Here is a 23,182-nt window from a genome sequence, read left to right on the forward strand (position 1 = left end):
TGCTAGTGATAAAAAACCTGCGATAAAAAATACAAGTGCTAACATTGTAGAGTTTATGATAATTACCCATATTATTATGAAGGATAATAGGCGGTACCACCTAGGCACCTCTTGGGATACATCGGGTAACTTTCGTTTTTTACCTGAGTTAGGTTGAACGATTAAACGAACAAACATCAATGTTCGGAAAAATGCGTAAGGCCAACCTGTAAATAGAGCTAGTTCGAAAGTGTTAAAATAAGGTTCTTTAAAGTAGCTATTGACAATGTCTTTTGGCATTAAAAGGTGCATGATACCTATAAAGAATGTTTGAAAAAAAATAACTAATACACCAGAGAACATTAAGTATCCAATAATGTTCCAGATCAATTGCATATTGCACCTATCCTTATAATAAACCGATGCTTTTTCAAAGGTTTTATCCTAATTTTTATCATGAAGAAATAAAGAGACTAACAGATAACCTATATCTTAGCTATGAATGTAAGGCCGTTTTGAAGGAGTGTCGAGAACGAAAATAAGAACTATTTTATTGATTTTTATGTAAATATAGTTGGTCGTGTATAAAATTGATAACGTGAAATGGCGAGATGTAAGCCTTGCACAACTAACAAAGGTTGGTTAAACAAGGCTAATAATCGGTTATGGATGAATAACGATTTGTTGCTCCTCTGTCATCACAAGTGTCGCTTTGCTTTGTTCGATAAGTTGGGCAGCATAAGAAGGGGTAACTGCCTGCATATCACCTTTAGATCGAAGAGTTAAAGACTCCCACGCTTGATCTCGATATTTCCCTGCTTGGGTGTATTGAATCAGTACTTTCATAGCTTCACGCTCCGGTGTGGTTGACGTGCTACTTAAGTTAACGATCTTAGGTTGGTTGCGCATCCGTTAAAAATGAAACATTAGTTTAACCAAATGTGCCTTTCCAAATATCGCGCATTGAGCAGAGCAATTTGGAATCCTTGTGATGGAGGGATGAAAAATACTCAATCTTTCGATTCATACTGCGCAATATAATGTTTGAGAGATTTGGTTTCCGCACTCTGAAACTCTTCATCGTGCATACGCAGTGCTTGGATACGGTCGAGGCGGAACTGGCGATAGTCATCGCGCAATTCGCACCAGGCGACCAGCGTCCAGACTTTGCCCCAAAAGAACTGGCCTAACGGTTGGATTTTTCTCTCGGTCACCTGTCCGCTTTCATCTTGGTAATCCAAACTGACCTTAAACTGATGATCAATCGCGTGGCGCAGAAGCTGCCCTCGTTTGGCAGTCTCGGATTGGGTGTGATAATCGGGCACAATCAGCGGACAATCTTCCACTTGTTGTTTGAGCTTATCTGGCAATACCGAAAGTATTTTGGTGGACGCAGAGTGAGACGCTTCGGCGAGTTCAACATCCGACCAGGCTCGAACCATCCGCATACCCAGTTCAAGCGCCATCATCTCTTTTTCTGAGAACATCAAAGGCGGCAGATGAGAGCCAGCTTGCAACAGGTAGCCGACACCTGCTTCACCTTGAATCGGAACACCAGAACTGAGCAACGACTGAATATCGCGATAAATCGTACGTTCGCTAACTTCCATTCTTTCTGCGAGCTCTTTCGCTGTCACGGCGTAACGCTTTGCGCGCAGAAGCGTCAGTAGCTCAAACAGTCGTTCTGATTTGCTCATGATGTTCCTTATCTAGACCTACTGGTTGTTAGTGGTAGTGTGGCTGATTACTTCTCTAGCTCACTGCACATTTTTAAGTTGTGATGTTTAAGCTCGAAGCTTTCGCAGTCAATCATTGATAACAGAGGCTGAAATTCAACGGCTTGCTTAATCTGGTTTCCCGCCTGTTTTGCATCGTCCATTGAACGCCAGTAAATGATGTCTGTCCACACATCGTCCGTCGCTTCGTGACTGAGTGAGCGATACAAAAAGCCCGGCAGATTCTTCACAAACGTTTGTGACTGTTTGGCAGCGGCGATCACGTCTTGCTCTGTTGTGCCTGCGGTTAGACGAAATTGCACAGTTTCGATAACGGTTTCCATATTGTGATTCCTTATTGGTTTTGGCGGATTGCCTGTTGAGTTCCAAATAAGGTTACGCGGATGGAATGTCAGAACATGTCAGTAGTGAAATCTCACTCACTTATCATCAATATGGTTATTTTTCTGGGCTGTTGTAACGATCCCAGTAAGGTAAATCTGTGCCGAGTTTTTCGCTGATAAAATCGATAAAGGCTCTTACTTTCAACGGCATGTGCTTGCGCTCAGGAAAAACCGCATAAATGGCGTGTTCTGGTAGAGAATACTCTTCCATCACCGGTTTTAGATTTCCTGCGGCAAAGTCTCTTCCTGCAATAAATGTTGGCAGTTGCGCAATGCCCGAACCTCTTAACAGCAACTGGCGAATGGCTTCGCTGTTATTGACGATAAAGTTTCCTTTTGGAAGCACCTTGTATTCGCTGCCGTTGTTGATGAACATCCATTCGACGCCGCCACGGAAATAGGAGTAGCGCAGGCAGTTGTGACTGACTAAATCACTTGGTTTTTGTGGTGTTCCAAACTCCGCTAAGTAATCTGGCGAGGCACAAAGCACACTTTTACAAGGGGCGAGGCGTTTTGCGATTAGATTGGAAGAGGTGAGTTCACCAATACGGATCCCCAAATCAAAACCGTCTTTAACCAAATCGACCATTTTGTCTTCGAGGTTTAAATCCACTTCAATTTTCGGGTAACGAGCGAGAAACTCGCTGATCAAAGGCGCGATATGCAGCACACCGAAAGACATCGGCACGGTAATTTTGAGCCGACCTTGTGGAGAGCCTTGCAGCTCAGATACCGCGTCTACGCCTTGCTGGGCCAGATTGAGCGCTTGAGAAGCGTACTCAAAATAGCGTTCTCCCGCTTCGGTCAGGCTCAGCTTACGCGTAGTTCGGTTAAGGAGACGAATGCCCAAATCGTCTTCTAGTTGGTTGATGCGTTTGCTGATCGCCGATTTCGTCAGATTCAGCTGTTTGGCCGCAAGGGAAAAGCTGCCGCATTCGACAACAGCAACAAAAACGGGCAGGGAGGCAATCGCGTTCACATCAATCTCCTATTATCGTGAAGCATTTATTGTTGAGCACAAGGATACAATTAATTTCCAATTATAGAGATTATCTTCAAGAAGAAAACAATCTAGACTATGCACCAGTATTACGACCTTGATTTTGGGAAGAAGAAAATGAAGTACGATTGGATCCTGTTTGACGCTGACGAAACCTTATTCCACTTTGATGCTTTCAAAGGTTTGCAGCTTATGTTTTCTCGCAAAGGCGTAGATTTTACTGAACAAGATTTTGCTCATTACCAAACCGTAAACAAACCGCTTTGGGTGGATTACCAAGACGGCAAAGTAACGGCAGATGAGCTAAAACATAAGCGTTTTACCGAGTGGGCTGAGAAGCTGAATACCACAACAGCAGATCTCAATAGCGCATTTTTAGAAGCAATGGCCGATATTTGCAGCTTGTTGCCAGGTGCAAAAGAGCTGATGGAAGCGCTGCAAGGCAAAGCCAAAATGGGCATCATCACCAACGGTTTTACAGAGTTGCAAGCAATTCGCCTTGAGCGCACAGGGATGACTGAGTACTTCGATAAAGTGGTGATCTCTGAACAAGTGGGCGTAGCAAAACCGGACTTAGGTATTTTTGAATACGCGATGCAGCAAATGGGCAACCCATGCAAAACGCGCGTACTGATGGTGGGTGACAACCTGCATTCCGATATTCTGGGTGGTAATAATTTTGGTATTGAAACTTGCTGGTTAAATACCACAGGCGCAAGCGTCGATGAGTGTATCGCACCAAATTACACCGTTGAGTCTTTGAGTGAACTAAAGAACATTTTGGTGGCGTAACCGAATCGGGTATTATTCCGTAGTAACCCTCAGAAAAATCAAGGAATAATCATGTCAGATATCAAACAGCTAGACAGCAAAGTCGTTTACCAGAATAAGTGGATGACGGTGCGTGAGGACAAAATTTTACGTCCGAGCGGCGCAGAGGGCATCTATGGTGTGGTCGACAAACCTGATTGTGCTGCGATTCTGGCTATCGATAACGGGATGATTCACTTGGTTCAGCAGTACCGTTACACCGTAGGTCAATGTTGTTGGGAGATCCCACAAGGGGCGTGGGAATCAAACCCAGATGCGGATCATCTTGAGCTTGCCAAAGGCGAACTGCGTGAAGAAACGGGTATGCAGGCGAGCACTATGGCGTATGTCGGCGCGCAGTTTATCGCATACGGCTTTTTGAATCAGACATGTCACGTCTACTTCGCCAGTGATTTAACGGACGTGGGCAATCAACTCGACAGTGAAGAAGAGGATTTGATCACTCGCGCTTTTTCTGTTGAGGAGTTCGAACAGATGATGATCGACGGCACGATCAAAGATTGTGTCACCATCGCCGCTTATGGTTTGGCGAAGCTGAAGAAATTCATTTAGTTATCCATGACGATTTTTTAATGAAAACAGCGGCCTAGTGCCGCTGTTTTTAGTTTGGGTGAGTTCGTTGAGCCATCGCTTACTCGTCGATTTTCTTACCTAAGATTTCCACTTGCGCTTTTTTGGTCACCCCCGCGACTTGCAGCGCAGTGCTGCCAACCGATTCATAGTTCAACTCGATTTTGTCTAACTTCGCGTTATCTTTTGTTGGTAGGCTTAAGCTTCTTGATGACATGCCTTTAGTCAGAACACCTAAACTGTCGAACGTCTTTTCCTGACCATCTTTCATGATTACTTTAACGCTTTTCAGATCGACCGTACCTTGCGTACATTTGATTTTGATGTGGCTGAAACGAGCGTTAGCAAATGGTGACAGTGGATTGACTGTGTCGGTTTCCGATTTAAAACTGACGGTTTTATCTGCAATCTTGTCCCAATCGTTGTCTCCAGCAATCGATTGGAAAGAGGCTACAGCCGCTAAAAGACAGAGCGCGATGGTGTTGAACAGTTTCATAACTTTTCCTTACCTTAGGTTTAGATATTCTGTTTAATCAGTTCGATGACGTGTGTGACTTCGTCTTGAGTTAAAGCCCCTTCTTTCACGAATAAAATTTCACCTTGTTTATTTTGTACGATAATCGCAGAACTTTCTTGCTGCAGATCCCAAGTTGTTGCTAATACGCCATTTTTGTCTAACACCATGGAAGACCAAGAGAATGTCTTTTTGCTGTCCTCTGCCGACGATTTTACAAATGTACCGGTTCCCCATATGGCGTCTTCTTGGTTGATCACGGTTGTGGTCTGATACTGATCTTCAGGAAAGTGAGCGGCAGTGATTGCTGACATCAGCGGCGCGTTCATCTCTTTGGCTTTACTACGACCTGCAATGGCTTGTATCACATGGACTTTGCCTAACATCTGCTGAGTTGCCCAAGGTTGATAAGCCACATCGTTTCCTTGCAGCGTCATTTCGCCATCGGTATCAATGCTGACGGAAGGGGTGGTTTGACCGACAGAAAGGTTATGAGAGAAGGCGAATGTCGGGGCGAGTGCGAGTAAGAGTGACAGAACAGATGGAGTTTTCATCGGGGGTTCCTGTAACGAAGTGAGGTTAGAGCGAATCAAAATAAGGGGCAAATACGATGCCCCTTATCGGATATGGCGATTAGTTAGAAAGTACAACGCGCGCATTTAGCGGTTGCAGCGGACGATTGTTTTGTCCCATGACTTCCATCAGTTTCGCGGCTTGATCTTTGGATAAGGTTTGAGTGTCTTTAAGCACAAACCAGCGCACACCTTCTGAACATGGCGGTGTGGTTAAAGAGCCGTTAAATCGATAGTAGTTTGCAGTTTTTGGCAGTAAGTCGTTAATCTCAAAAGTATCTTTAAAGAAGGTGGTTTGATTCTCTTGTGGGATTGCGTTGATCAGTTTAGACAGCGCTGCGTTTTGATCGCCAGCATCAAAGATCACCGAAATTACCGCCAACTCGCCGTCTGCGTTGGCGTGTACAAAGTGCGCTTCAAGTGGATACTGGCGGCCTTTGATTTGGTTTTCTGAAGGTGTGTGGAAATGGAACTGTTGCAGCTCGAACGTCTCGCCATCAATGGTGAAGTTATTACGTCCGTTCACTTGCGCTTGCAGCGTATGACCATTGTTGGTTAAACCAATGACCTGACCAGTGTACGAAAGGTTCAGTGCTTCCAGTTTTGCATCGGCTGGGTTGTCGATGTTGATTGGGCTTTGGTTTTTCGTGGTTGCGCAGTCTTTGGCGATTTCTCCCCAGTGTTCTGGCCCGTGTTTGTCATTGCCATAGCCCCATTCCGAAGCCTGAGCCGCGCTTAGAGTGAGAAGTGAGAGTGAAAAAGCAAGTAGTGTTTTGTTCATAATAATGTCTCTGTTCGGTCGCTTTGATAAGCGTTGTTACAAGGCAATGACCTAGAGGTTTGATCACTGCCTGACAAATTAGAAACGGTGGCTGAGTTGGGCACCAATTAGGAACGCATTTGAATGGGTCACACCCGTTACCATCGGTGCAGGAACACCTTCATACGCGTACTCTTCTACGTTGACATCTTCACCAATCAAGTACGTCATGCCGATGTCAACCGTGGTATCTGATGACCATTGGTAAGAGGCACCCGCAGATAACCAGTGACGGTTCGAATCTGGAATAGAAAGCGAAGTCAGCTCATCGACAGGTGTTTTGTCGAACATGTAACCCGTGCGAAGTGTCCAACGTTCATTGGCGTACCAAGTCGCACCGATGGAGTAGTGCGCGGAGTCTTGCCACTGAAAATCTTTTAGCAACTGATCATCAGCTTTCAAGCTGTCAAATGCTGACCAACCAATCCACTGCACAGAATAGTGCAGGGCAAATTTAGGTAAGACGCGGTGATAACCGGAAAACTCCGCAATATCCGGTAGCGGCATAGCAAGTGAGTCGTACGATTCGCCAGCAAAGTGGATGTCACCCTTGGCATCGATGTTAGGGCTGTGCTTGTAGCTTAAACCTAAGCGATGACGTTCGTTAAACTCGTACATCATGCCAATATTCGCACCAAGCCCAATGCCGCCGGCTTCCACATCAAGTGCGTTGCCTTTTACGGATCCACAGCGTTGTTCTAGTTCGTTTCCAAGTATGTTCCCACCAACGCAAAAACCCACGTCCATATCGCGGTACAGCTCACCAGAGCCGTAAATCACATCAATACCACCACCGATACTAAAACGATCGTTCACCTTGTATGCCAAGCTTGCGCCAAGGTTGACACTCGCTACGCTGGTGACACCGCCAAAAACAGGTGCGCCATAGTTTGGTTTAAACTCCATGTCGGTTCCGAAGTTGGAATATGCCGATAAGCCTAGATACCAGTCGTCGTTGATAGGGTGAATAAAGTAAAAATTGGGTACAACGGCTGGTTGACCAACGCCATCGACGTCATCAATGTCGGTCACGGTTTGAGAGAAGGACGGGGTAATGTCAACTTGAGGGGACGGAGGAAAACCACCCATACCAACATTGACATCCGCATTAATGTTAGCTCGATGATATTGCGCATTTTTAACGGTAACGTCAGGTTTGACGTAAGTGACACCGAACGATAAGGCATTTTGTTTAAACTGCGTCATCGCTGCGGCGTTGCGGCTGATTACAGACGCATTATCACCAATGACGGCATCACCAGCAAAAGCACGACCAAGACCCGTCGCAGAATGTTCGTTAATTTGAAAACCACCGGCATACGCCGTCGAGGAGGCTAACCCGATTAATAAATAAATCGGTGAAAGAGTTAATTGTCGCTGCATGTTTTTCTCATGAATTAATTAGAAGTTGTATTGCAACGAAAATCAGTAAAATAAACAAATCTGACCAGTGCATTTAAGAGTAAAACTAACAGTGTGCTGACAATAAGTAAATTTAACTTAATAAATATTTATTGTTGAATTTATTAATGCTTCATGGCGTGAATATAGTGGTTATTTTACGTGTAAATTAAATCCTGAACCTCTATTTTTATTGTACTGACTGTTCCCTAACAAATAGAGGGAAATCCAGCGATAAAGTGTCCGTGATGGAAACTCTGAGTCATTTGTATTTCCATTGCATCCCAACGTTGGTAGTTCGAATCAGCAAGAGAACTATCGTTTAAACCCACATGACACACTCCTCTCGGTCTTACCTGTGTTATGTGGGTATTTTTTATTTAACTTGCCACTTAACTCCTCTTTAAATTCAATCATCAAAGTGACCATCATGAAATTTAAAATGATTGCATATTGAATAAGTTTAGTTTTTACTAGTTTTTTGGTATTTAAAAGTTTTGTTTATAATACTTATAACTTGAATTTCTATATTAAAAATGGTCTTTGCTATACGTATTGAATAATAAAGTTTTGAAGTGAATATAATATCTCTGATTTTTCACGTTAGTGATGTTATTCCTTCAGTATCTTGACGTTAATTTACCTATCTTTACGTCTCGTACCCTGTACGGCTAAGACAAATAGCAGTATAAAATCAAAACGATTATTTACTTCACTCCTGCTATGAAACTCAATAAAAAATGGCTCGTTTTGTGTGGCCTACTTGCTATTGGTGCTGGTGGTTATCATTATCTGCAACGTCCAGAACCCATTTCTCCTTACGCGACAGAAGTCGTTCGCAAAGGCAATATCGAAAAGGCGGTATTAGCCAACGGCATGTTGCAAGCGTCCAAATTGGTGAATGTAGGTGCGCAAGTATCTGGGCAAATTCAACGCCTCGCTGTGAACTTAGGGGATGAGATAAAACAGGGGGACTTGATTGCACAGATTGACAGCCTGACTCAGCAAAACAGCCTCAAAGAAGCCCAAGCGTCTCTTAATAGTCTCAACGCTCAGTACCAGGCTAAGCAAGCGCAGATTAAACAAGCAAACTATGAATACGTGCGCCAAAAAGGCATGTTGGCAGCGAAAGCGAGCTCACGAGCTGATTACGAGAATGCCGAAGCGACGCTCGCCATCTACAAAGCCGAGTTAGCGCAACTGGATGCCGAAATCGAGAAAGCCAAAATCAACGTCGACAATGCGCAGTTAGATCTCGGTTACACCACCATCAACGCACCGATGGATGGCACGGTGGTCTACACCGCGGTGGAAGAAGGACAAACCGTAAACGCCAATCAAACCACGCCAACGATTATCGAGTTAGCCAAGTTAGATACGATGACGGTGAAAGCCGAAATTTCGGAAGCCGATGTGATTTTTGTTCACCCAGGCCAAACGGCGCTGTTCACCATTTTAGGCAAACCGAATCAGCAGTTTAAAGGTACATTGCGCGCCATTGAGCCGGGGCCAACCATCATGGATGGCGATGACAGCGATTTGAGCATTTCAGATAGCGACGCCATTTACTACAACGCTGTATTTGATGTGAAGAACCCGCAAGGTATTTTGCGTATCGGCATGACTGCGCAAGTTTCGATTGTCCTTGAGCAATCGGAAAATACCTTGATTGTCCCTTCACAAGTGCTGCAAAAATCTGGCGGCAAAGGCAACTATACCGTGCCAGTGCTTGAACAGGGCCAAGTGGTGCAAAAGCCTGTGACAGTGGGTATCAACAACAAAGTGAACGCACAAATTCTCTCAGGTTTGAAGGAGGGCGACCAAGTTGTTCTTGGCAATGCTATGGATGGGGAATCATCAAGCCGAGGTGATCGTCGTCGCCCTCCAATGAGGTTCTAAGATGAGTGACGTGCTTTTAAAAGTTGAGGATTTAACTCGACGATTTGTCTCTGGCGACGAGTCGCTTACCGTGTTGAACCACATTAATTTAGAGATAAAACGCGGTGAAATGGTCGCGATCGTGGGTGCATCAGGTTCAGGTAAATCGACGCTGATGAATGTGCTTGGCTGCTTGGATAAACCGTCCAGCGGTCGATACTTCATTAATGGGCAAGATGTCTCGACGTTGGAATCCGACCAACTGGCGGAACTGCGCCGCGAGTATTTTGGCTTTATATTTCAGCGTTACCATCTGCTGGGGGATTTAACCGCGGTGGCAAATGTGGAAGTACCAGCGGTTTACGCGGGAGTTCCTCATCGTCAAAGAACGGAGCGAGCGCAGTCACTATTGGCTCGCTTGGGGCTGGAAGAGCGTTTGACTCACAAGCCCAGCCAACTGAGTGGTGGCCAGCAACAGCGCGTGAGTGTTGCTCGTGCACTGATGAACGGAGGTGAGGTGATTCTCGCTGATGAGCCCACTGGCGCATTAGATAGTCACAGTGGGCAAGAGATGATGGCACTGCTTAAAGAGTTGCATCAACTTGGGCATACGATCATCTTAGTGACTCATGATATGAACGTGGCGAACTTTGCGGATCGCATCATTGAAATCAAAGATGGTGAAATCATTGCAGATACGCCAAATGCACAAGTTGTAATCAATGAACAAGCAGCAAATACACCGAGCGCGTCTTTTCATCGCCCAGCGCAAGCCGCCAGTAAGTGGTGGAAGTGGGACAGTTTTATTGACGCGCTCAAAATGGCGCTGCTGGCGATGTCTAGCCACAGAATGCGCACGTTTTTGACCATGCTCGGCATCATTATTGGTATAGCCTCGGTGGTTTCCGTGGTGGCACTAGGTAATGGTTCACAACAGCAAATTTTGTCGAATATTTCATCCATGGGAACAAACACCATTGATGTCAGACCGGGCAAAGGGTTTGGTGACCGCCGCTCCGGGCGAGTGAAAACGCTAACCGCCGACGATGCTAAATCGTTGGAGAGTCTACCTTTTGTCGACAGTGTCACGCCGTCTTTATCCAACAGCTTAACCGTGCGTTACGCCAATCAGGATGCAACCGCGTCTGTGGAAGGGGTTGGGGAAGATTATTTCCGTGTGCGCGGTTATGAGATCGCCAAAGGTCAGTTTTGGGATGAAGAGAGTGTGAATTCGCTCGCCCAAGAAGCAGTGATTGATGACAACACCAGAAAGGAAATGTTTGCGGATAGAAATCCGATTGGTGAAGTGATTTTTCTTGGTTCATTGCCAGTGCGTATTGTGGGTGTCACGCAGAAAAAAGAAGACGCGTTTGGCAACAGCGACGCGCTGAAAATTTGGGTGCCATACACCACTATGTCGGGACGCATGATGGGACAACGCTACCTCAACGGCATTACTGTACGGATTGATGAGAACGCCCCAAGTGCGGCGGTAGAGCAGAGCATCATCAACTTGTTAAAAATGCGCCACGGTACAGAAGATTTCTTCACGATTAACACTGACACCATTCGTCAGAGCATCGAGAAAACCACCGCAACCATGACGTTACTGATCTCAGCGATTGCGGTGATCTCCCTAATTGTCGGCGGAATTGGCGTAATGAACATCATGTTGGTGTCGGTGACAGAGCGCACGAAAGAGATCGGTGTACGAATGGCTGTGGGTGCGCGGCAAGCGGATATTTTGCGTCAGTTTTTGATTGAAGCGGTACTAGTGTGTTTGTGTGGTGGCATTGCTGGTATTGGCTTGGCGTTTTTGATTGGTTTTGCATTCAGTACCTCTGGCAGCAGCTTCCAAATGATTTACTCAATGAACTCGATCATCTGGGCGTTTATTTGCTCAACGTTGATTGGCATCGCCTTCGGCTTTTTACCCGCTCGCAATGCCGCCAAACTCGATCCGATAGAAGCGCTAGCGAGAGACTAAAAATGAGTAACACAATGAAATTCAAAACTCGATTGGTCGCGGCCGCCTTAAGTGCAGTATGGTTGTCAGGTTGTGGGTCGCTTATGCGTAGTGACTATCAAGCACCTGCGGTGCAAGTGCCTGCAAATTGGCAACAGATGCATGTTGCGGGTGATGTCAGTATGGATCCTTGGTGGTTGGCGTTTAACGACCCAACGCTTAATCAATACATTACTCAGGTGTTGGCTCAAAATAACGATTTGACGCTGGCAACGCTAACGCTAAAGAAAGCGCGTTTACAGCTGGGTTTAGCGCAAGATGACCTTTTCCCTACGTTGAGTTCTTCCACATCAGGACAAGTTCAAAAATCTCTTGATAGCGGGGAATCGGCAGATAGCTACAGCACCAACTTGTCCGTCAATTACGAGTTGGATTTGTGGGGAAAAATCTCGGCAGACGTTGACCAAGCTAAGTGGACGGCGATGGCAAGTCAACAAGATCGCGAGGCGACCGCACAAAGTTTGGTAGCAACGACGGCATCGCTATATTGGCAAATCGGCTATCTGCAACAGCGCTTACACCTCAGCCAGCGTAATGTGGTAGACGCAGCTCAAACGCTACAATTGATTGAAAAACAGTACCAACTTGGCGCTGTGGATCAGTTAGATGTGCTTGAAGCCAAACGTACGTTGGCAAGCTTACAAGCGCAGCAAAGTGAGTTTGAACAGAGTTTACTTGAGGTAAACAACGCCTTTGCGATTTTGTTCAATCAACCGCCGAAGAGCATCAGTGCAAACATCCAAATGCTGCCTGAAGGCGATATGCCATCGTTGAGTGTTGGTGCTCCGTCTGATTTATTGATCCGCAGACCCGACATTAAAGCAGCGATCTATGAAGTCAAAGCCGCGCTAGCAAATAAAGACGCAGCAGATTTGGACTACTTGCCCAAGCTGACGCTCACTGGGGCTTTGGGTGGATCGTCACAAGCGCTTAAAGACCTGCTTTCCAACCCGATTGGCAGCTTAGGTGCGGATATGACGCTACCGTTTTTGCAGTGGAATGAGATGAAAAATAGCCAAGCCATTGCCGATTTAGACTATCAATCGGCTATTGTGAGTTATCGCCAAGTGTTGTACGCCGCATTCCAAGATGTCGAAAATGCCTTGTCGGCACGCGAGAAATTGAAGTATCAGGCGGCGCGTTTACAAGAACAGTATGATGCCGCAAGTGCCGCTGAGTCCATTTATGCTGCGCGGTATCAGTATGGCTCGACGTCGATCATGGACTATTTGAATGCACAAGAAGACACCAGAAACGCGCAAGCTTCTTTGTTGGAAAACCGCTACAACCAGTTTCTCACTCAGGTTACGCTTTACCAGTCTTTAGGAGGAACCGACGTCGCGCCGTTGTAATTAGGGATCAGCGCACACTAGCGAAGCGTCATGCAACAAAGCCTTTTTTGAAGGTATTACTGGTCCCATTGATGGGACCAGTAATAAAAGCTTAAGTTACTTGGCGAACTTCTTGAAAGGTGCATCAACCGGAGTGTCAGCTAGGTGATTGGTGTAGTTACTCATCACTTTTTGCGCTAGACCAAGTACAATTTCAAGCAGTTGCTGCTGTCCGTAACCCGCCGCAAAGAACTTCTCTATCTGAGACTCTTCCACTACACCACGTTGGCGCACCATTTGAAGCGTTGTCTCTCGTAGTGTTTCAAGTTTTTCGTCTGCCAATGGTGTTTGGTTGACGAGAGCATCAACAATCTCCTGATCCACTTTCATTGATGCCGCGATCGCACTATGAGCAGGAACGCAGTAGTGACAACCATGTTCAACGTTGATGGTTTGCCATACGACGGTCAATTCTTCTGCGTTAAATGATGTTTGTTGAAATAGCTCATGCACAACTTGATAACCCTCAAGCAAGGTTGGCGCTTCAGCCATAACAGCATGAAGATTTGGTAGCATGCCAAACGCTTTGACTGAATTTTCAATCAGGTGCTTTGATCCTTCGGGTGCGTTTTCTGCGGTATACAGTTTAAATTCTGCCATGTTTAAATCTCCTGTAATTGGATATGAGCGGATTAGGCAAGAACAGGATAGTTGATTTTGAGCGGTCGCTCAATATAAAATTGAGCATATGTTCAAAATTAATAATTGCTCATGGCGAATACAAAGAAATTCCAACGTGATGAAGTGGTGAAAGCCGCCTCGGATCTATTCTGGAAGAAAGGTTTTCATGCAACATCTACACGTGATTTACAAGATAGCGTGAATCTGCGTCCTGGAAGTATTTATGCGACGTTTGGGTCAAAAGAGGGGCTATATTGTGAAGCGCTAAAAATGTACGTTGCGAACTTGCAAGCCCTGTTTGAGTTGCATTTAGCTCAGAACACAACGGTTCTAGATGCAATAGAAGCTTTCGCGATTGATGTGGTTATCAATCAGCGAGACTCCAATCCCAGTGAAGTGTGCATGTTAGTCAAATCAGCAAGTGAATTTGCTGAGGATTTTAATGCGCTGCGCAATCAAACAAACAGCTTAGCAAACCAATTTGAATCTTTTCTTGCAAAGCTGTTTGAGCGAGCAATCGAGAATGGCGAAATTGAAGCCCAGGATACATTGCTTCTTGCTCAGTTGTTCCAGGTTCAGTTTACGGGTATACGAGCCTACTCATACCGCAGTGATGATGAAACCTTAAAGACGTTGATCTCTATTATGGTGAACAGCTTCCGCGGTAACGTACCAAAACAGAACGCTGAATGAGACTGCTCAAAGTCAACGTCTCTAAATCAACGGCTTGAAGTAAGCGAGCTCAAATAAACCCGTTATCGGGGGTCGATATCGATAAAAAATGACCACGAAGCATCGTGGTCATTTTTATGCAGATTAACTTGCAATGAACAACAACGGCTTATTAAAAGCGAAACTCTTCTAAGTTATTGCTGCTTTCTAACATTTTTTCAGCCACATAACGATGCGTTGCTGTGGTTGGGTGAGTCACATCCCAGAACACGAACTTATCTGCGCCAGATGCTGCACATTCAGAACGTAATGAGTGAGTGTACATGTAGTCAACAGAGGATGAACGGTTGATGTCTAAGCAAGGGTCGCTTGCATTTACGAAACCGTGTTCTTCTGGTGCCGAGGTTAACTTCTCAAACAGTGCGTGTGTATCAAACAATGCGATGTTGTAGCCTTGGGCTTTGTAGTACATCGCTTGTGCTTTGATGAACTCGTTCATCTTCAATACTTTCGCACGAATCGTTTCAATTTCTTCCTGTGTTGAGTATTTGAACTGTGGTGCTTTGGTTGCATCAGGCAGTGTCATCAACATGAAGTTCTTCGCGCCAGCGTCTGTTAAACGAATCAGAGCTTCAGCGTAATCCGCTTTTACTTCCGGCACGCTACGGTTGTAGTTCATGAAATCATTTAAACCAAACTCTAACGTAAACAATGTGTTAGCAGGGTTGTAGTTCTTCGCCAGCTTTGTGTAGGTTAAGTAAGAAGAAACTTGTTCGCCGACACCAGTTAGCGCGATGTATTGGTTTTCACCTGCTGCGCCACCAACTGCCCAGTTGTATAGCGGTAAGTTTTTGGCTTTAGCAACGTATTCCGTCCAAACAAAACCGTTTGAGAAGTGACCCAAGAACCAGCTATTCGGGTTAGGGAAGCGCCATTGGGACGCGTTAAAGATGTTGCCTGTATCAGACAAGCTATCGCCCAAAGCCACTACCTTGTTGATTTGATCTGGTTGCATTGCAGCATCATTGCTCCAGATCGTGTGGTTATAAGAATAACGATTGTCAGCAGCAAAAAATGTAATGTCTGCGTTCTCGTTCGCTAGATCTAGTGTTTCTTCACAACGCTGGCGAATTACGTTTTGTGAGGTATTGGTGTAGAACATGTTTTTAAATGAGACAGAGCTCCACCAATAACCATCGATAGTGAAGTCACTACCATCTTGGTTTTTTGCCCATTTCCAATCGGTAGCCGCATCGTCCTTAGAGTGGCTCGTACGATACCAGCATCGAACGTACGTATAAGTTTGATTTTCTTGCGCGCTAACCACTTCAGCCGCAGAAACCATTGCCGGTGATAAAGTTGGCTCCTCTGCAATGGCGGAGGCAAGCGGAAGTAATGCAGTTAATAGTGTGATTGTTTTTTTCATCATTCACTCTTCTTGTAATGGTTATTGTTCCGAATGCGTGAATACGCTCGGCTATAACAGTATTTAGATGAGAATTTTTCTCACTAAACCTTCTAATTCTGAGTAAATGCTCAAGACAGTCAACAACTAAATATTCAATATTTCAGTTTTGGCACCACGGTCAAAAAATCCATTCAGCATAGCAATCGATTAAATGGGTGATATTTAGAATAATTACTCACTAACATTAATTTAACATTCACTTTTTGTTAATTAAGTAATTGCTTTATAAGGTTTTGTTGATGATTTTTAATGTTAACTTAAAGTGTTTATTGAATGATCTTTTGTACAAATTTGTATATTCATGAAACAAATTGTTTGGCATTTTTGCTCTGTAAACTATAGCTGAAGCTCTCATGCAAACATCATGATGATGACTTTTCATGAGAATATAGTGAATAAAAATTAGCTCAAATAAGGAATAGGGCAAATGCACTACACAACAAGTAAAAAACAAGGCTTATTTTCGTTGTCTGCCGTAGCAATAGCACTGACCACTTCGATGTCAGCGTTTGCGGCTCCACCAATGGGATTTGATGAATCTAAGTTACCGACGAAGTACATCGTCAAATTCAAAGAAGATGCAGTCAGCCGTTCTTCAATGGGTGGTAACTCATTCTGGGGGCCACGAATCGCGCAGGAGTCTGTTCTAGAACAGGTGAAGGCACGTAAGGTGGAAAAACTGGGCAATCGCGCCATTTACAGCGTTGAATTGGATGGCGATGACTTAGAGCCGCTTCGCAATCGTAGTGATGTGGAATACGTGGAAGTCGATCCACCTCGCTATTTGCTCAGCGAAACGACCCCATGGGGATATGAAGCGGTTAATGCTCAACTGCTAGCTGACTTCAATGCGGGTAATCGCACTGTATGTATTATCGATTCAGGGTACGACATTTCGCACAACGACCTAAGCGGTAACCGCGTTGCTGGTACTAACGATAGTGGTACGGGATCATGGAGTGATCCGGGTAACAACAATGCCCACGGTACTCACGTCGCGGGTACGATTGCTGCGATTGCCAACACCGAAGGTGTAAAGGGTGTGATGCCAAACCAGAATGTGAATTTGCACATCGTGAAAGTATTTAACGAATCGGGTTGGGGTTACTCATCTGGGCTTGTTAAAGCAATCCAGACCTGTGCCGATAATGGTGCTAACGTTGTGAACATGAGCCTTGGTGGTAGTCAATCAAGCCGAACTGAGCAAAATGCACTGCAAAATATTTACGATCAAGGCGTTCTATTGATCGCCGCTGCGGGTAATGATGGCAATACAGCGCACAGCTATCCAGCTTCTTATGACTCAGTGATGTCTGTTGCGGCTGTTGATAATCAAAATGATCATGCAGCGTTCTCACAATCTACTAATCAAGTTGAGATCTCAGGCCCTGGTGTGGCGATCTTATCAACGGTTACGGTAGGTGAAGGTAAACTTTCTGATATTACCTTGAATGGTGTAAGCCAGTTTGATCGTGGGATTGTTCCTCACAATCGTTTGATCAATAACGGTTCTTCGTATGTTCCGGATCCAATCGCTGGTTCAGTAACGGCAACGCTAGATAGCTGTGATGTATCTGGCGGTAACTTTAACTGTGGTGATATGTCGGGCAAAATTTGTTTGACTGAGCGTATCGGCAACCAGTCTTCAGGAAACTACCCTGAAGTGGATGCGGTTCAGGCTTGTTACAATGCGGGTGCGCGAGCTGCAATCGTATACAGCAACTCTGAACTACCTGGTTTACAAAACCCATTCTTGGTAGACACAAACAACGCTTATCGTATGGTTTCGGTAACGGTTGATCGTGCATTTGGTCAAGAGCTGTTGGGGTATGTTGGTCAGGAAATTACTGTTGCAACAACCTCTGGTGAAGATTACGAATACTACAATGGTACATCAATGGCGACACCGCACGTAACGGGCGTAGCTGGCTTGGTGTGGAGTTACCACCCAACCTGTACAGCAGCGCAAGTGCGTAATGCCCTAGTGAAAACTGCAACAGATATTGATGTTGCTGGTCGAGACAACCGTACGGGCCACGGCCTAGTTAATGCTGAAGCGGCGAAGCTGTTCTTGGACGCTGGCTGTAATGGACCTGATGGTGGTAGCTCTTCGGACTCTAGCTTCTCAAATACCAGCCCTGTTGCGATTCCAGATAATAAATCTTCTGGCGCAATCAGTGCAGTAGAAGTCGATCGCTCTGGTGATTCAGGCACAGTAAGTATTGACGTTGATATTAGCCACACTTACATCGGTGATCTACGAGTGACTTTAACGTCACCGACTGGTGGAGAAGTTGTACTTCACAATAATACTGGCGGCAGCGCTAACGATATAAAAAACACGTTCCAAGCGGATTTTTCTGGTTTTGAATCGCAAGGTACATGGGAACTAAAAGCGGTGGACAGTGCCAGAAGAGACACAGGCACCATCAACAGTTGGACTCTGACCTTTCAATAAGGAGTGGCTATGAAGAAGTTGACCTTACTTTCTTTGTCTGCGGTAGGCGCTACCGCACTATTGGCAATCGGACTGAGCTCAAGCAGCTTGGCAAACAATCAAGGATTTCCTCTCGTGGATGAACGCCAAGATCAAGCCGAGCAGCAACCTGCACGTTACTTTGTTAAGTATCATGAAGGAAAAGAGAGCGAAGTGAGAGCGCTTCTTCGTCAGCACAACATTGAAGTGGTCGATGCTCTGGTGAAACAACATGTGTTGATTGTGGTGGGTGAACAGGCGGAAGTCGATAAGCTCGCGGATCACGATGCGGTCGAATACACTGAGCAAGAGCCGACAAGAAAGCTGCTATCTAACGGAAATACGCTTCAATAAGCCAAACCTCCTTAAGATAGTGCCAAAAAGAAAAACGCCCCTCACGTGAGGGGCGTTTGTTTTCTTTCTACGATTGTTTTCTATGATTATTTTTTATGACTAGTTTCTTCTAAAGCCAGTCGTTTGCTATGACGAGATATTCTTGAAGATTGATGCCGATGAGCCTATTCGCGCATCAATCAAGTAAGTTATCAGCTAGTTATATTCAGACTAACTACTTAGCGAACAATCAGACCCAGTAGGATACCAACAGCGCCGAAGTCTGCGTCACTAAAGGTCGTGTTAGCAAAGCCTAGGTCACCCAGTACTGGCATTAGGAATACTGGTAGGAAGGTAATCAGTAGACCTTGTGCAAAAGCACCCAAGATTGCACCGCGACGACCACCTGTAGCGTTACCAAATACACCTGCCGCTGCACCTACAAAGAAGTGTGGAACGACACCAGGGATAATCACAGTAAGCCCCATCACGTAAAGTAGGAACATACCCAAAAGACCCGCCGCAAAGCTCGATAGGAAGCCAACCAATACTGCGTTTGGTGCGTATGGGAATACAACCGGACAATCAAGCGCAGGTTTCGCGTTTGGTACTAGTTTGTCTGAGATGCCTTTAAACGCCGGAACGATTTCTGCGATAACCATACGTACACCTTGAAGGATAACGTACACACCACCGGCGAATGTGATGGATTGCATCAGCGCGAACATGAACCAGTGCTTACCACCGCTAACTTCTCGTACAAAGTCACCGCCAGCAAAGATACACGTCACCATAAAGATGATGCCCATGGTGAACGAGATTGCTACAGGCGTATCACGTAGGAACAACAAGCTCTTAGGTACGTTCATCTCTTCAGTAGAGTGTTCTTTGTTACCGAACTTGCTGCCAATAAAGCCCGCTAGTACGTAAGAAAGGGTAGAGAAGTGACCAATCGCAACGTCGTCAGAACCTGTTACTTGCTTCATGTACTTGTGAGCAATCGCAGGGAAGAACACCATCACAGAGCCCACAACCAGAGAGCCAAGCGCGATCAGTGGAACACCTTTCATGCCGCTAGAAGCAAGGATCGCCGCTACCATCATCGACATAAATAGCGTGTGGTGACCTGTTAGGAAGATGAATTTCCATGGCGTGAAGCGAGCGATCAAGATGTTCACTAACATACCGAAGAACATGATCATCGCCATCTCTTTACCAAACGCTTCTTGCGCGATAGAGACGATAGCTTCGTTGTTTGGAACCACGCCAGTGATGCCGAACGCGTGTTGGAAAATCGTCGCAAAGTCACCCAGAGAAGTTACAACCAGACCCGCACCCGCGCCAAGCACGATGAAACCAAGAATGGTTTTTACCGTGCCTTTAATGCACTCGGTGACCGGTTTTTTCTGGGCAATTAAGCCGATTAGGGCGATAAGACCTACCAGAACCGCTGGCTCTGATAGGACATCGTTCATTAAGAAACTGAAAAATTCCATAACGCCACCTTATAGAGCGCCAAGCTCTTGAAGTGCTACAGATAGACGCTCTTTCATTGCCACTTTGTCGACCATGTTATCAAGCGCAACGATGCGTGGTTCAACGCCAAGTGCGTTCAACTGTTCAACGATGTCGTTAGTACCGATGAATATGTCGCAATCCGTACCTTTTGCAGAACCTAGATCGATATGATCCACTTCTGCGTTTACATTCAATTCTTTCACGATGCCTTTGATGCTCATTTCCATCATTAGGCTAGTACCAAGACCGTGACCGCAAACAACCATAATTTTCATAATTCAGACCTTTTCTTTTTATAGGGGTGTATGCCCATTTTTTAAGGGCACATCAGGAGTTAGTATTTTTCGATGATCGCGAGAACATCTTGTGTGTTTTGAGCGGTGCAGATGGCTTCTACATGCTCTTCATTCATAAACAACTCAGCCAGTTTAGAAATCGCATCCACGTGCGAGTTACTGTCTGTCGCGGCTAGCGTAACCAGCATTTTCACTGGGTCGTTACCTTCAGAATCGAAGTTCACGCCGTTTTGAATCACTGTGATGGCAAGAGACAAACGGTTAACGCCATCTTCAGGGCGAGCGTGTGGCATTGCCATACCAGGACCTACCACGTAGTAAGGACCGAGCTCTTCGTGTGAGCGGTAAATAGCGTCCACGTAGCTTGGCTCAATCGCGCCATTTTCAATCAGTGCTTCACAGGATTTACTCACCGCATCTTTCCAGTCAGTAGCATCAGAATGGATGCGAATCACATCAGAGGTAATCAGTTCACGTAGCATTGGATCTTTCCGGTTTGTTGTTTTGTTGATGGGTACTTTATCGATCAATTTGTCAGAAAAACCTGAGAATGATCACAAATGGTAGCGCTATCTGATAGCGCTATCATAAATTGTGATAGCGCTACCATTTTTATCAGTCATCCGAGTTTCATATGCTTGTGATCGACTTCTAATGCGCTAATATCAAAACCACTAAAACGCTGTGGTAAGATGTCGCGGCAGAAAATAGAGAACACTAAATAAAAACAATGAGCGAACCTCGCAAACGAAGAAGTACTGGCAATGTCACCTTGGCGGACGTCGCTAAAAAAGCCGGCGTAGGCACCATGACGGTGTCGAGAGCATTACGAACGCCCGAGCTAGTATCTGACAAGCTGAGAGAAAAGATTCAACAAGTGGTTGATGAGCTCGGCTATATCCCGAATAAAGCGGCAGGGGCTTTAGCGTCTGCTGAAAGTTACTCCATCGCTCTTATCATTCCTTCCCTGTTTGAAAAAGCGTGCGCGCTTTTCTTACCGAGCTTTCAACAAGCGTTGAACAAAGCGGGTTATCAGTTGCTGCTTGGCTACAGTGATTACTCGGTAGAGCAAGAAGAGAAACTGCTTTCGACATTTCTTGAGAGCCGCCCAGCGGGAGTGGTGTTGTTTGGTAATGAACACAGCCAGCGAACCAATCAGCTTTTGGAAGCCTCGAACACGCCAGTATTGGAAATTGCAGAGTTAAGTTCGAAAGCCAGTTATCTCAATATCGGCGTTGACCATTTTGAGGTGGGTAAAGCCTGTACCAAGCATGTGATTGAACAAGGCTTCAAGAACGTGGGCTTCATTGGTGCGCGTGGCGATCACTCCACTTTGCAACGTAAGCTACACGGCTGGCAAAGCGCGATGATTGAGAACTATCTTGCGCCGGATCATTTCTTAACCACGCACGAAGCACCATCTTCACAATTGGGTGCGGAAGGGTTGGTAAAGCTATTGCTGCGCGATTCAAGTTTGAATGCTTTGGTATGTAGCCATGAAGAGATTGCGATTGGCGCGTTGTTTGAGTGTCACCGCCGAGTGCTGAAAGTCCCGACCGACATTGCGATTATCTGTTTGGAAGGTTCTTCCATGGGTGAGCACGCCTATCCAAGTTTGACCTGTGCGGAATTCGACTACGAACGCATGGGGACGAAAGCTGCAGACAAGTTACTGCAAGCCATTAAAGGTGAGCCTGTAGAGCATGCAACGGATATGGGCTTTAAGCTAAAACGCCGAGCGAGTACTGCGATCAACTAACCTCATTTGGTTAGAAACTAATACGTGATACAAAAAACCTCTCGATGTTGAGAGGTTTTTTTATGCGTGAGAATAGTGACTGTCGGCTAAGGACGCTCACCTGCTGCTAGGCGACGTTCGATATCTGCAACCACTTCTGGGAAGTCAGCAATGGTGTCAATTAGGTAATGCGGCGAGCTCTTGAGCAATTTTGCACGTGCTTTTTCACGAGCAGCATTAAGTGTTGCTCCGTCCGCAGCTTGGTATTCTTCAAACGTTAGACCTGCTTCGTTACCAGAAAGCAGCAAGCCAACGGTCCACATACCGGCGTTGTGACCTTCGTCGATACCCGGTGCGGCGTCATCCACTTTGATACACGCATTAACGTCGGTAACATTCAGCTCAATCACGTTTTTCAGTGCCATAAATGGTGCAGGGCGACCACCTTGCGGTAGGTCATCCGTTGCTACTACGTAATCTGGCTTGTAACCGTAATCCGCTGCAACAGGAATCAGTACATCCATCACTTCGCGAGGGTAACCAGAACAAGAACCGATCTTGATGCCTTTGTCTTTCAGACTGTTCACAACTTCAATCGCATTTAAGATAGGCTCTGCATGGTCAGCCACTTTTGCTTTTTGCAGAGGCATAAATGCTGCGTAGATAGCGTCGATGTCTTCGCTGGTCATTGAGCGACCAAACTTCTCATTCCAACGCTTATCAACCGCAGGGATGCGACCCACTGCTTGGATGTGCTCCCACTTACCAAGACCCATTGGTTCGCGCGCTTCTTCAAGGTCGATTTCAAAATTAAAGCCTTGTTTGAATGCTTCCACAAAGATGCTGGTTGGCGCAAAAGAGCCGAAATCGACGATAGTGCCAGCCCAGTCAAAGATCACTGCTTGAATTGGTGAGTTGCTCATGTTCAATCCTTTTTCTTGCTTGCCAGAGCGCTGCCT

The 23,182-nt window shown here is 45.6% G+C and carries 23 protein-coding genes; 9 read left to right on the forward strand and 14 right to left on the reverse strand.

Going from position 1 to position 23,182, the window contains the following annotated elements; translation table 11 throughout:
- Positions 1-642: 642 nt before the first annotated feature.
- From R7Q41_RS14615 to R7Q41_RS14630, 4 genes are all read right to left on the reverse strand, one after another.
- Positions 643-825: a hypothetical protein gene (locus R7Q41_RS14615; protein WP_021035913.1), complete on the reverse strand. Its 183-nt coding sequence runs from the start codon at positions 823-825 to the stop codon at positions 643-645.
- A 164-nt stretch (positions 826-989) separates the two neighbouring features.
- Positions 990-1,676: a helix-turn-helix transcriptional regulator gene (locus R7Q41_RS14620; protein ID WP_005374113.1), complete on the reverse strand. Its 687-nt coding sequence runs from the start codon at positions 1,674-1,676 to the stop codon at positions 990-992.
- Between the two features lie 47 nt (positions 1,677-1,723).
- A complete protein-coding gene (locus tag R7Q41_RS14625; protein WP_318144549.1) occupies positions 1,724-2,038 on the reverse strand; it encodes a hypothetical protein in 315 nt (104 codons plus the stop codon).
- 115 nt (positions 2,039-2,153) lie between these two features.
- Positions 2,154-3,077: a LysR family transcriptional regulator gene (locus R7Q41_RS14630; protein WP_005384329.1), complete on the reverse strand. Its 924-nt coding sequence runs from the start codon at positions 3,075-3,077 to the stop codon at positions 2,154-2,156.
- A 138-nt stretch (positions 3,078-3,215) separates the two neighbouring features.
- Between R7Q41_RS14630 and yjjG the strand changes: the two genes are divergently transcribed.
- Together yjjG and R7Q41_RS14640 are read left to right on the forward strand one after the other, a co-directional pair.
- Positions 3,216-3,890, forward strand: coding sequence for a pyrimidine 5'-nucleotidase (gene yjjG / locus R7Q41_RS14635; RefSeq protein ID WP_029855395.1), 675 nt, complete (start codon positions 3,216-3,218; stop codon positions 3,888-3,890).
- 51 nt (positions 3,891-3,941) lie between these two features.
- Positions 3,942-4,481 (forward strand): NUDIX hydrolase, encoded by a 540-nt coding sequence (locus tag R7Q41_RS14640; protein ID WP_318144550.1) that lies wholly within the window; start codon positions 3,942-3,944, stop codon positions 4,479-4,481.
- A 79-nt stretch (positions 4,482-4,560) separates the two neighbouring features.
- Here R7Q41_RS14640 and R7Q41_RS14645 read toward each other — a convergent pair whose 3' ends face one another.
- From R7Q41_RS14645 to R7Q41_RS14660, 4 genes are all read right to left on the reverse strand, one after another.
- Complete coding sequence (locus R7Q41_RS14645) at positions 4,561-4,995, reverse strand: hypothetical protein (protein ID WP_005374106.1); 435 nt, start codon at positions 4,993-4,995, stop codon at positions 4,561-4,563.
- Positions 4,996-5,015: 20 nt separating this feature from the next.
- On the reverse strand, positions 5,016-5,567 hold the full coding sequence (locus R7Q41_RS14650; RefSeq protein WP_053307146.1) for a YtfJ family protein: 552 nt from the start codon (positions 5,565-5,567) through the stop codon (positions 5,016-5,018).
- Positions 5,568-5,646: 79 nt separating this feature from the next.
- Complete coding sequence (locus R7Q41_RS14655) at positions 5,647-6,366, reverse strand: carbonic anhydrase family protein (RefSeq protein WP_318144551.1); 720 nt, start codon at positions 6,364-6,366, stop codon at positions 5,647-5,649.
- 78 nt (positions 6,367-6,444) lie between these two features.
- The gene (locus tag R7Q41_RS14660; protein WP_318144552.1) at positions 6,445-7,788 is read right to left on the reverse strand and encodes an OmpP1/FadL family transporter; all 1,344 of its coding nucleotides are present in this window, start codon (positions 7,786-7,788) and stop codon (positions 6,445-6,447) included.
- Positions 7,789-8,529: 741 nt separating this feature from the next.
- Between R7Q41_RS14660 and R7Q41_RS14665 the strand changes: the two genes are divergently transcribed.
- Genes R7Q41_RS14665 through R7Q41_RS14675 form a run of 3 tightly spaced genes read left to right on the forward strand, consistent with a single transcriptional unit; the run spans position 8,530 to position 13,062 of the window.
- Positions 8,530-9,705: an efflux RND transporter periplasmic adaptor subunit gene (locus R7Q41_RS14665; RefSeq protein WP_025791646.1), complete on the forward strand. Its 1,176-nt coding sequence runs from the start codon at positions 8,530-8,532 to the stop codon at positions 9,703-9,705.
- 1 nt (position 9,706) lies between these two features.
- Positions 9,707-11,671: a MacB family efflux pump subunit gene (locus R7Q41_RS14670; protein WP_318095274.1), complete on the forward strand. Its 1,965-nt coding sequence runs from the start codon at positions 9,707-9,709 to the stop codon at positions 11,669-11,671.
- Between the two features lie 14 nt (positions 11,672-11,685).
- Positions 11,686-13,062 carry an efflux transporter outer membrane subunit gene (locus tag R7Q41_RS14675; protein WP_318144553.1) on the forward strand — a complete coding sequence of 459 codons (1,377 nt, stop codon included), beginning with the start codon at positions 11,686-11,688 and terminating at the stop codon, positions 13,060-13,062.
- Between the two features lie 96 nt (positions 13,063-13,158).
- Here R7Q41_RS14675 and R7Q41_RS14680 read toward each other — a convergent pair whose 3' ends face one another.
- Complete coding sequence (locus R7Q41_RS14680; protein WP_005374097.1) at positions 13,159-13,701, reverse strand: carboxymuconolactone decarboxylase family protein; 543 nt, start codon at positions 13,699-13,701, stop codon at positions 13,159-13,161.
- Between the two features lie 111 nt (positions 13,702-13,812).
- Between R7Q41_RS14680 and R7Q41_RS14685 the strand changes: the two genes are divergently transcribed.
- Positions 13,813-14,415: a TetR/AcrR family transcriptional regulator gene (locus R7Q41_RS14685; RefSeq protein ID WP_005384344.1), complete on the forward strand. Its 603-nt coding sequence runs from the start codon at positions 13,813-13,815 to the stop codon at positions 14,413-14,415.
- A gap of 151 nt (positions 14,416-14,566) precedes the next feature.
- Here the strand turns inward: R7Q41_RS14685 and R7Q41_RS14690 are convergent, their stop codons facing one another.
- Positions 14,567-15,823, reverse strand: coding sequence for a type 2 secretion system lipase (locus R7Q41_RS14690; protein ID WP_017819748.1), 1,257 nt, complete (start codon positions 15,821-15,823; stop codon positions 14,567-14,569).
- Between the two features lie 466 nt (positions 15,824-16,289).
- Between R7Q41_RS14690 and R7Q41_RS14695 the strand changes: the two genes are divergently transcribed.
- The gene (locus R7Q41_RS14695) at positions 16,290-18,320 is read left to right on the forward strand and encodes a S8 family serine peptidase (RefSeq protein ID WP_025768035.1); all 2,031 of its coding nucleotides are present in this window, start codon (positions 16,290-16,292) and stop codon (positions 18,318-18,320) included.
- A 9-nt stretch (positions 18,321-18,329) separates the two neighbouring features.
- Complete coding sequence (locus R7Q41_RS14700; RefSeq protein ID WP_005384348.1) at positions 18,330-18,692, forward strand: hypothetical protein; 363 nt, start codon at positions 18,330-18,332, stop codon at positions 18,690-18,692.
- 218 nt (positions 18,693-18,910) lie between these two features.
- Here R7Q41_RS14700 and R7Q41_RS14705 read toward each other — a convergent pair whose 3' ends face one another.
- From R7Q41_RS14705 to R7Q41_RS14715, 3 genes are read right to left on the reverse strand one after another with little or no spacing between them, the layout of a single operon-like run.
- Positions 18,911-20,167 carry a PTS ascorbate transporter subunit IIC gene (locus tag R7Q41_RS14705; protein WP_005384349.1) on the reverse strand — a complete coding sequence of 419 codons (1,257 nt, stop codon included), beginning with the start codon at positions 20,165-20,167 and terminating at the stop codon, positions 18,911-18,913.
- Positions 20,168-20,176: 9 nt separating this feature from the next.
- Entirely contained in the window at positions 20,177-20,464 is a 288-nt protein-coding gene (locus R7Q41_RS14710) for a PTS sugar transporter subunit IIB (protein WP_005374080.1), read from the reverse strand.
- Positions 20,465-20,523: 59 nt separating this feature from the next.
- Entirely contained in the window at positions 20,524-20,967 is a 444-nt protein-coding gene (locus R7Q41_RS14715; RefSeq protein ID WP_005384357.1) for a PTS sugar transporter subunit IIA, read from the reverse strand.
- A gap of 248 nt (positions 20,968-21,215) precedes the next feature.
- Between R7Q41_RS14715 and R7Q41_RS14720 the strand changes: the two genes are divergently transcribed.
- On the forward strand, positions 21,216-22,244 hold the full coding sequence (locus R7Q41_RS14720; protein ID WP_318144554.1) for a LacI family DNA-binding transcriptional regulator: 1,029 nt from the start codon (positions 21,216-21,218) through the stop codon (positions 22,242-22,244).
- An 86-nt stretch (positions 22,245-22,330) separates the two neighbouring features.
- On the opposite strand, the gene phnX is transcribed toward R7Q41_RS14720, so the two are convergent.
- Complete coding sequence (phnX, locus tag R7Q41_RS14725; RefSeq protein WP_054579224.1) at positions 22,331-23,146, reverse strand: phosphonoacetaldehyde hydrolase; 816 nt, start codon at positions 23,144-23,146, stop codon at positions 22,331-22,333.
- Positions 23,147-23,182: the final 36 nt, after the last annotated feature.

This window comes from Vibrio sp. 2096, from assembly GCF_033339595.1.
GTDB classification, from domain to species: domain Bacteria; phylum Pseudomonadota; class Gammaproteobacteria; order Enterobacterales; family Vibrionaceae; genus Vibrio; species Vibrio alginolyticus.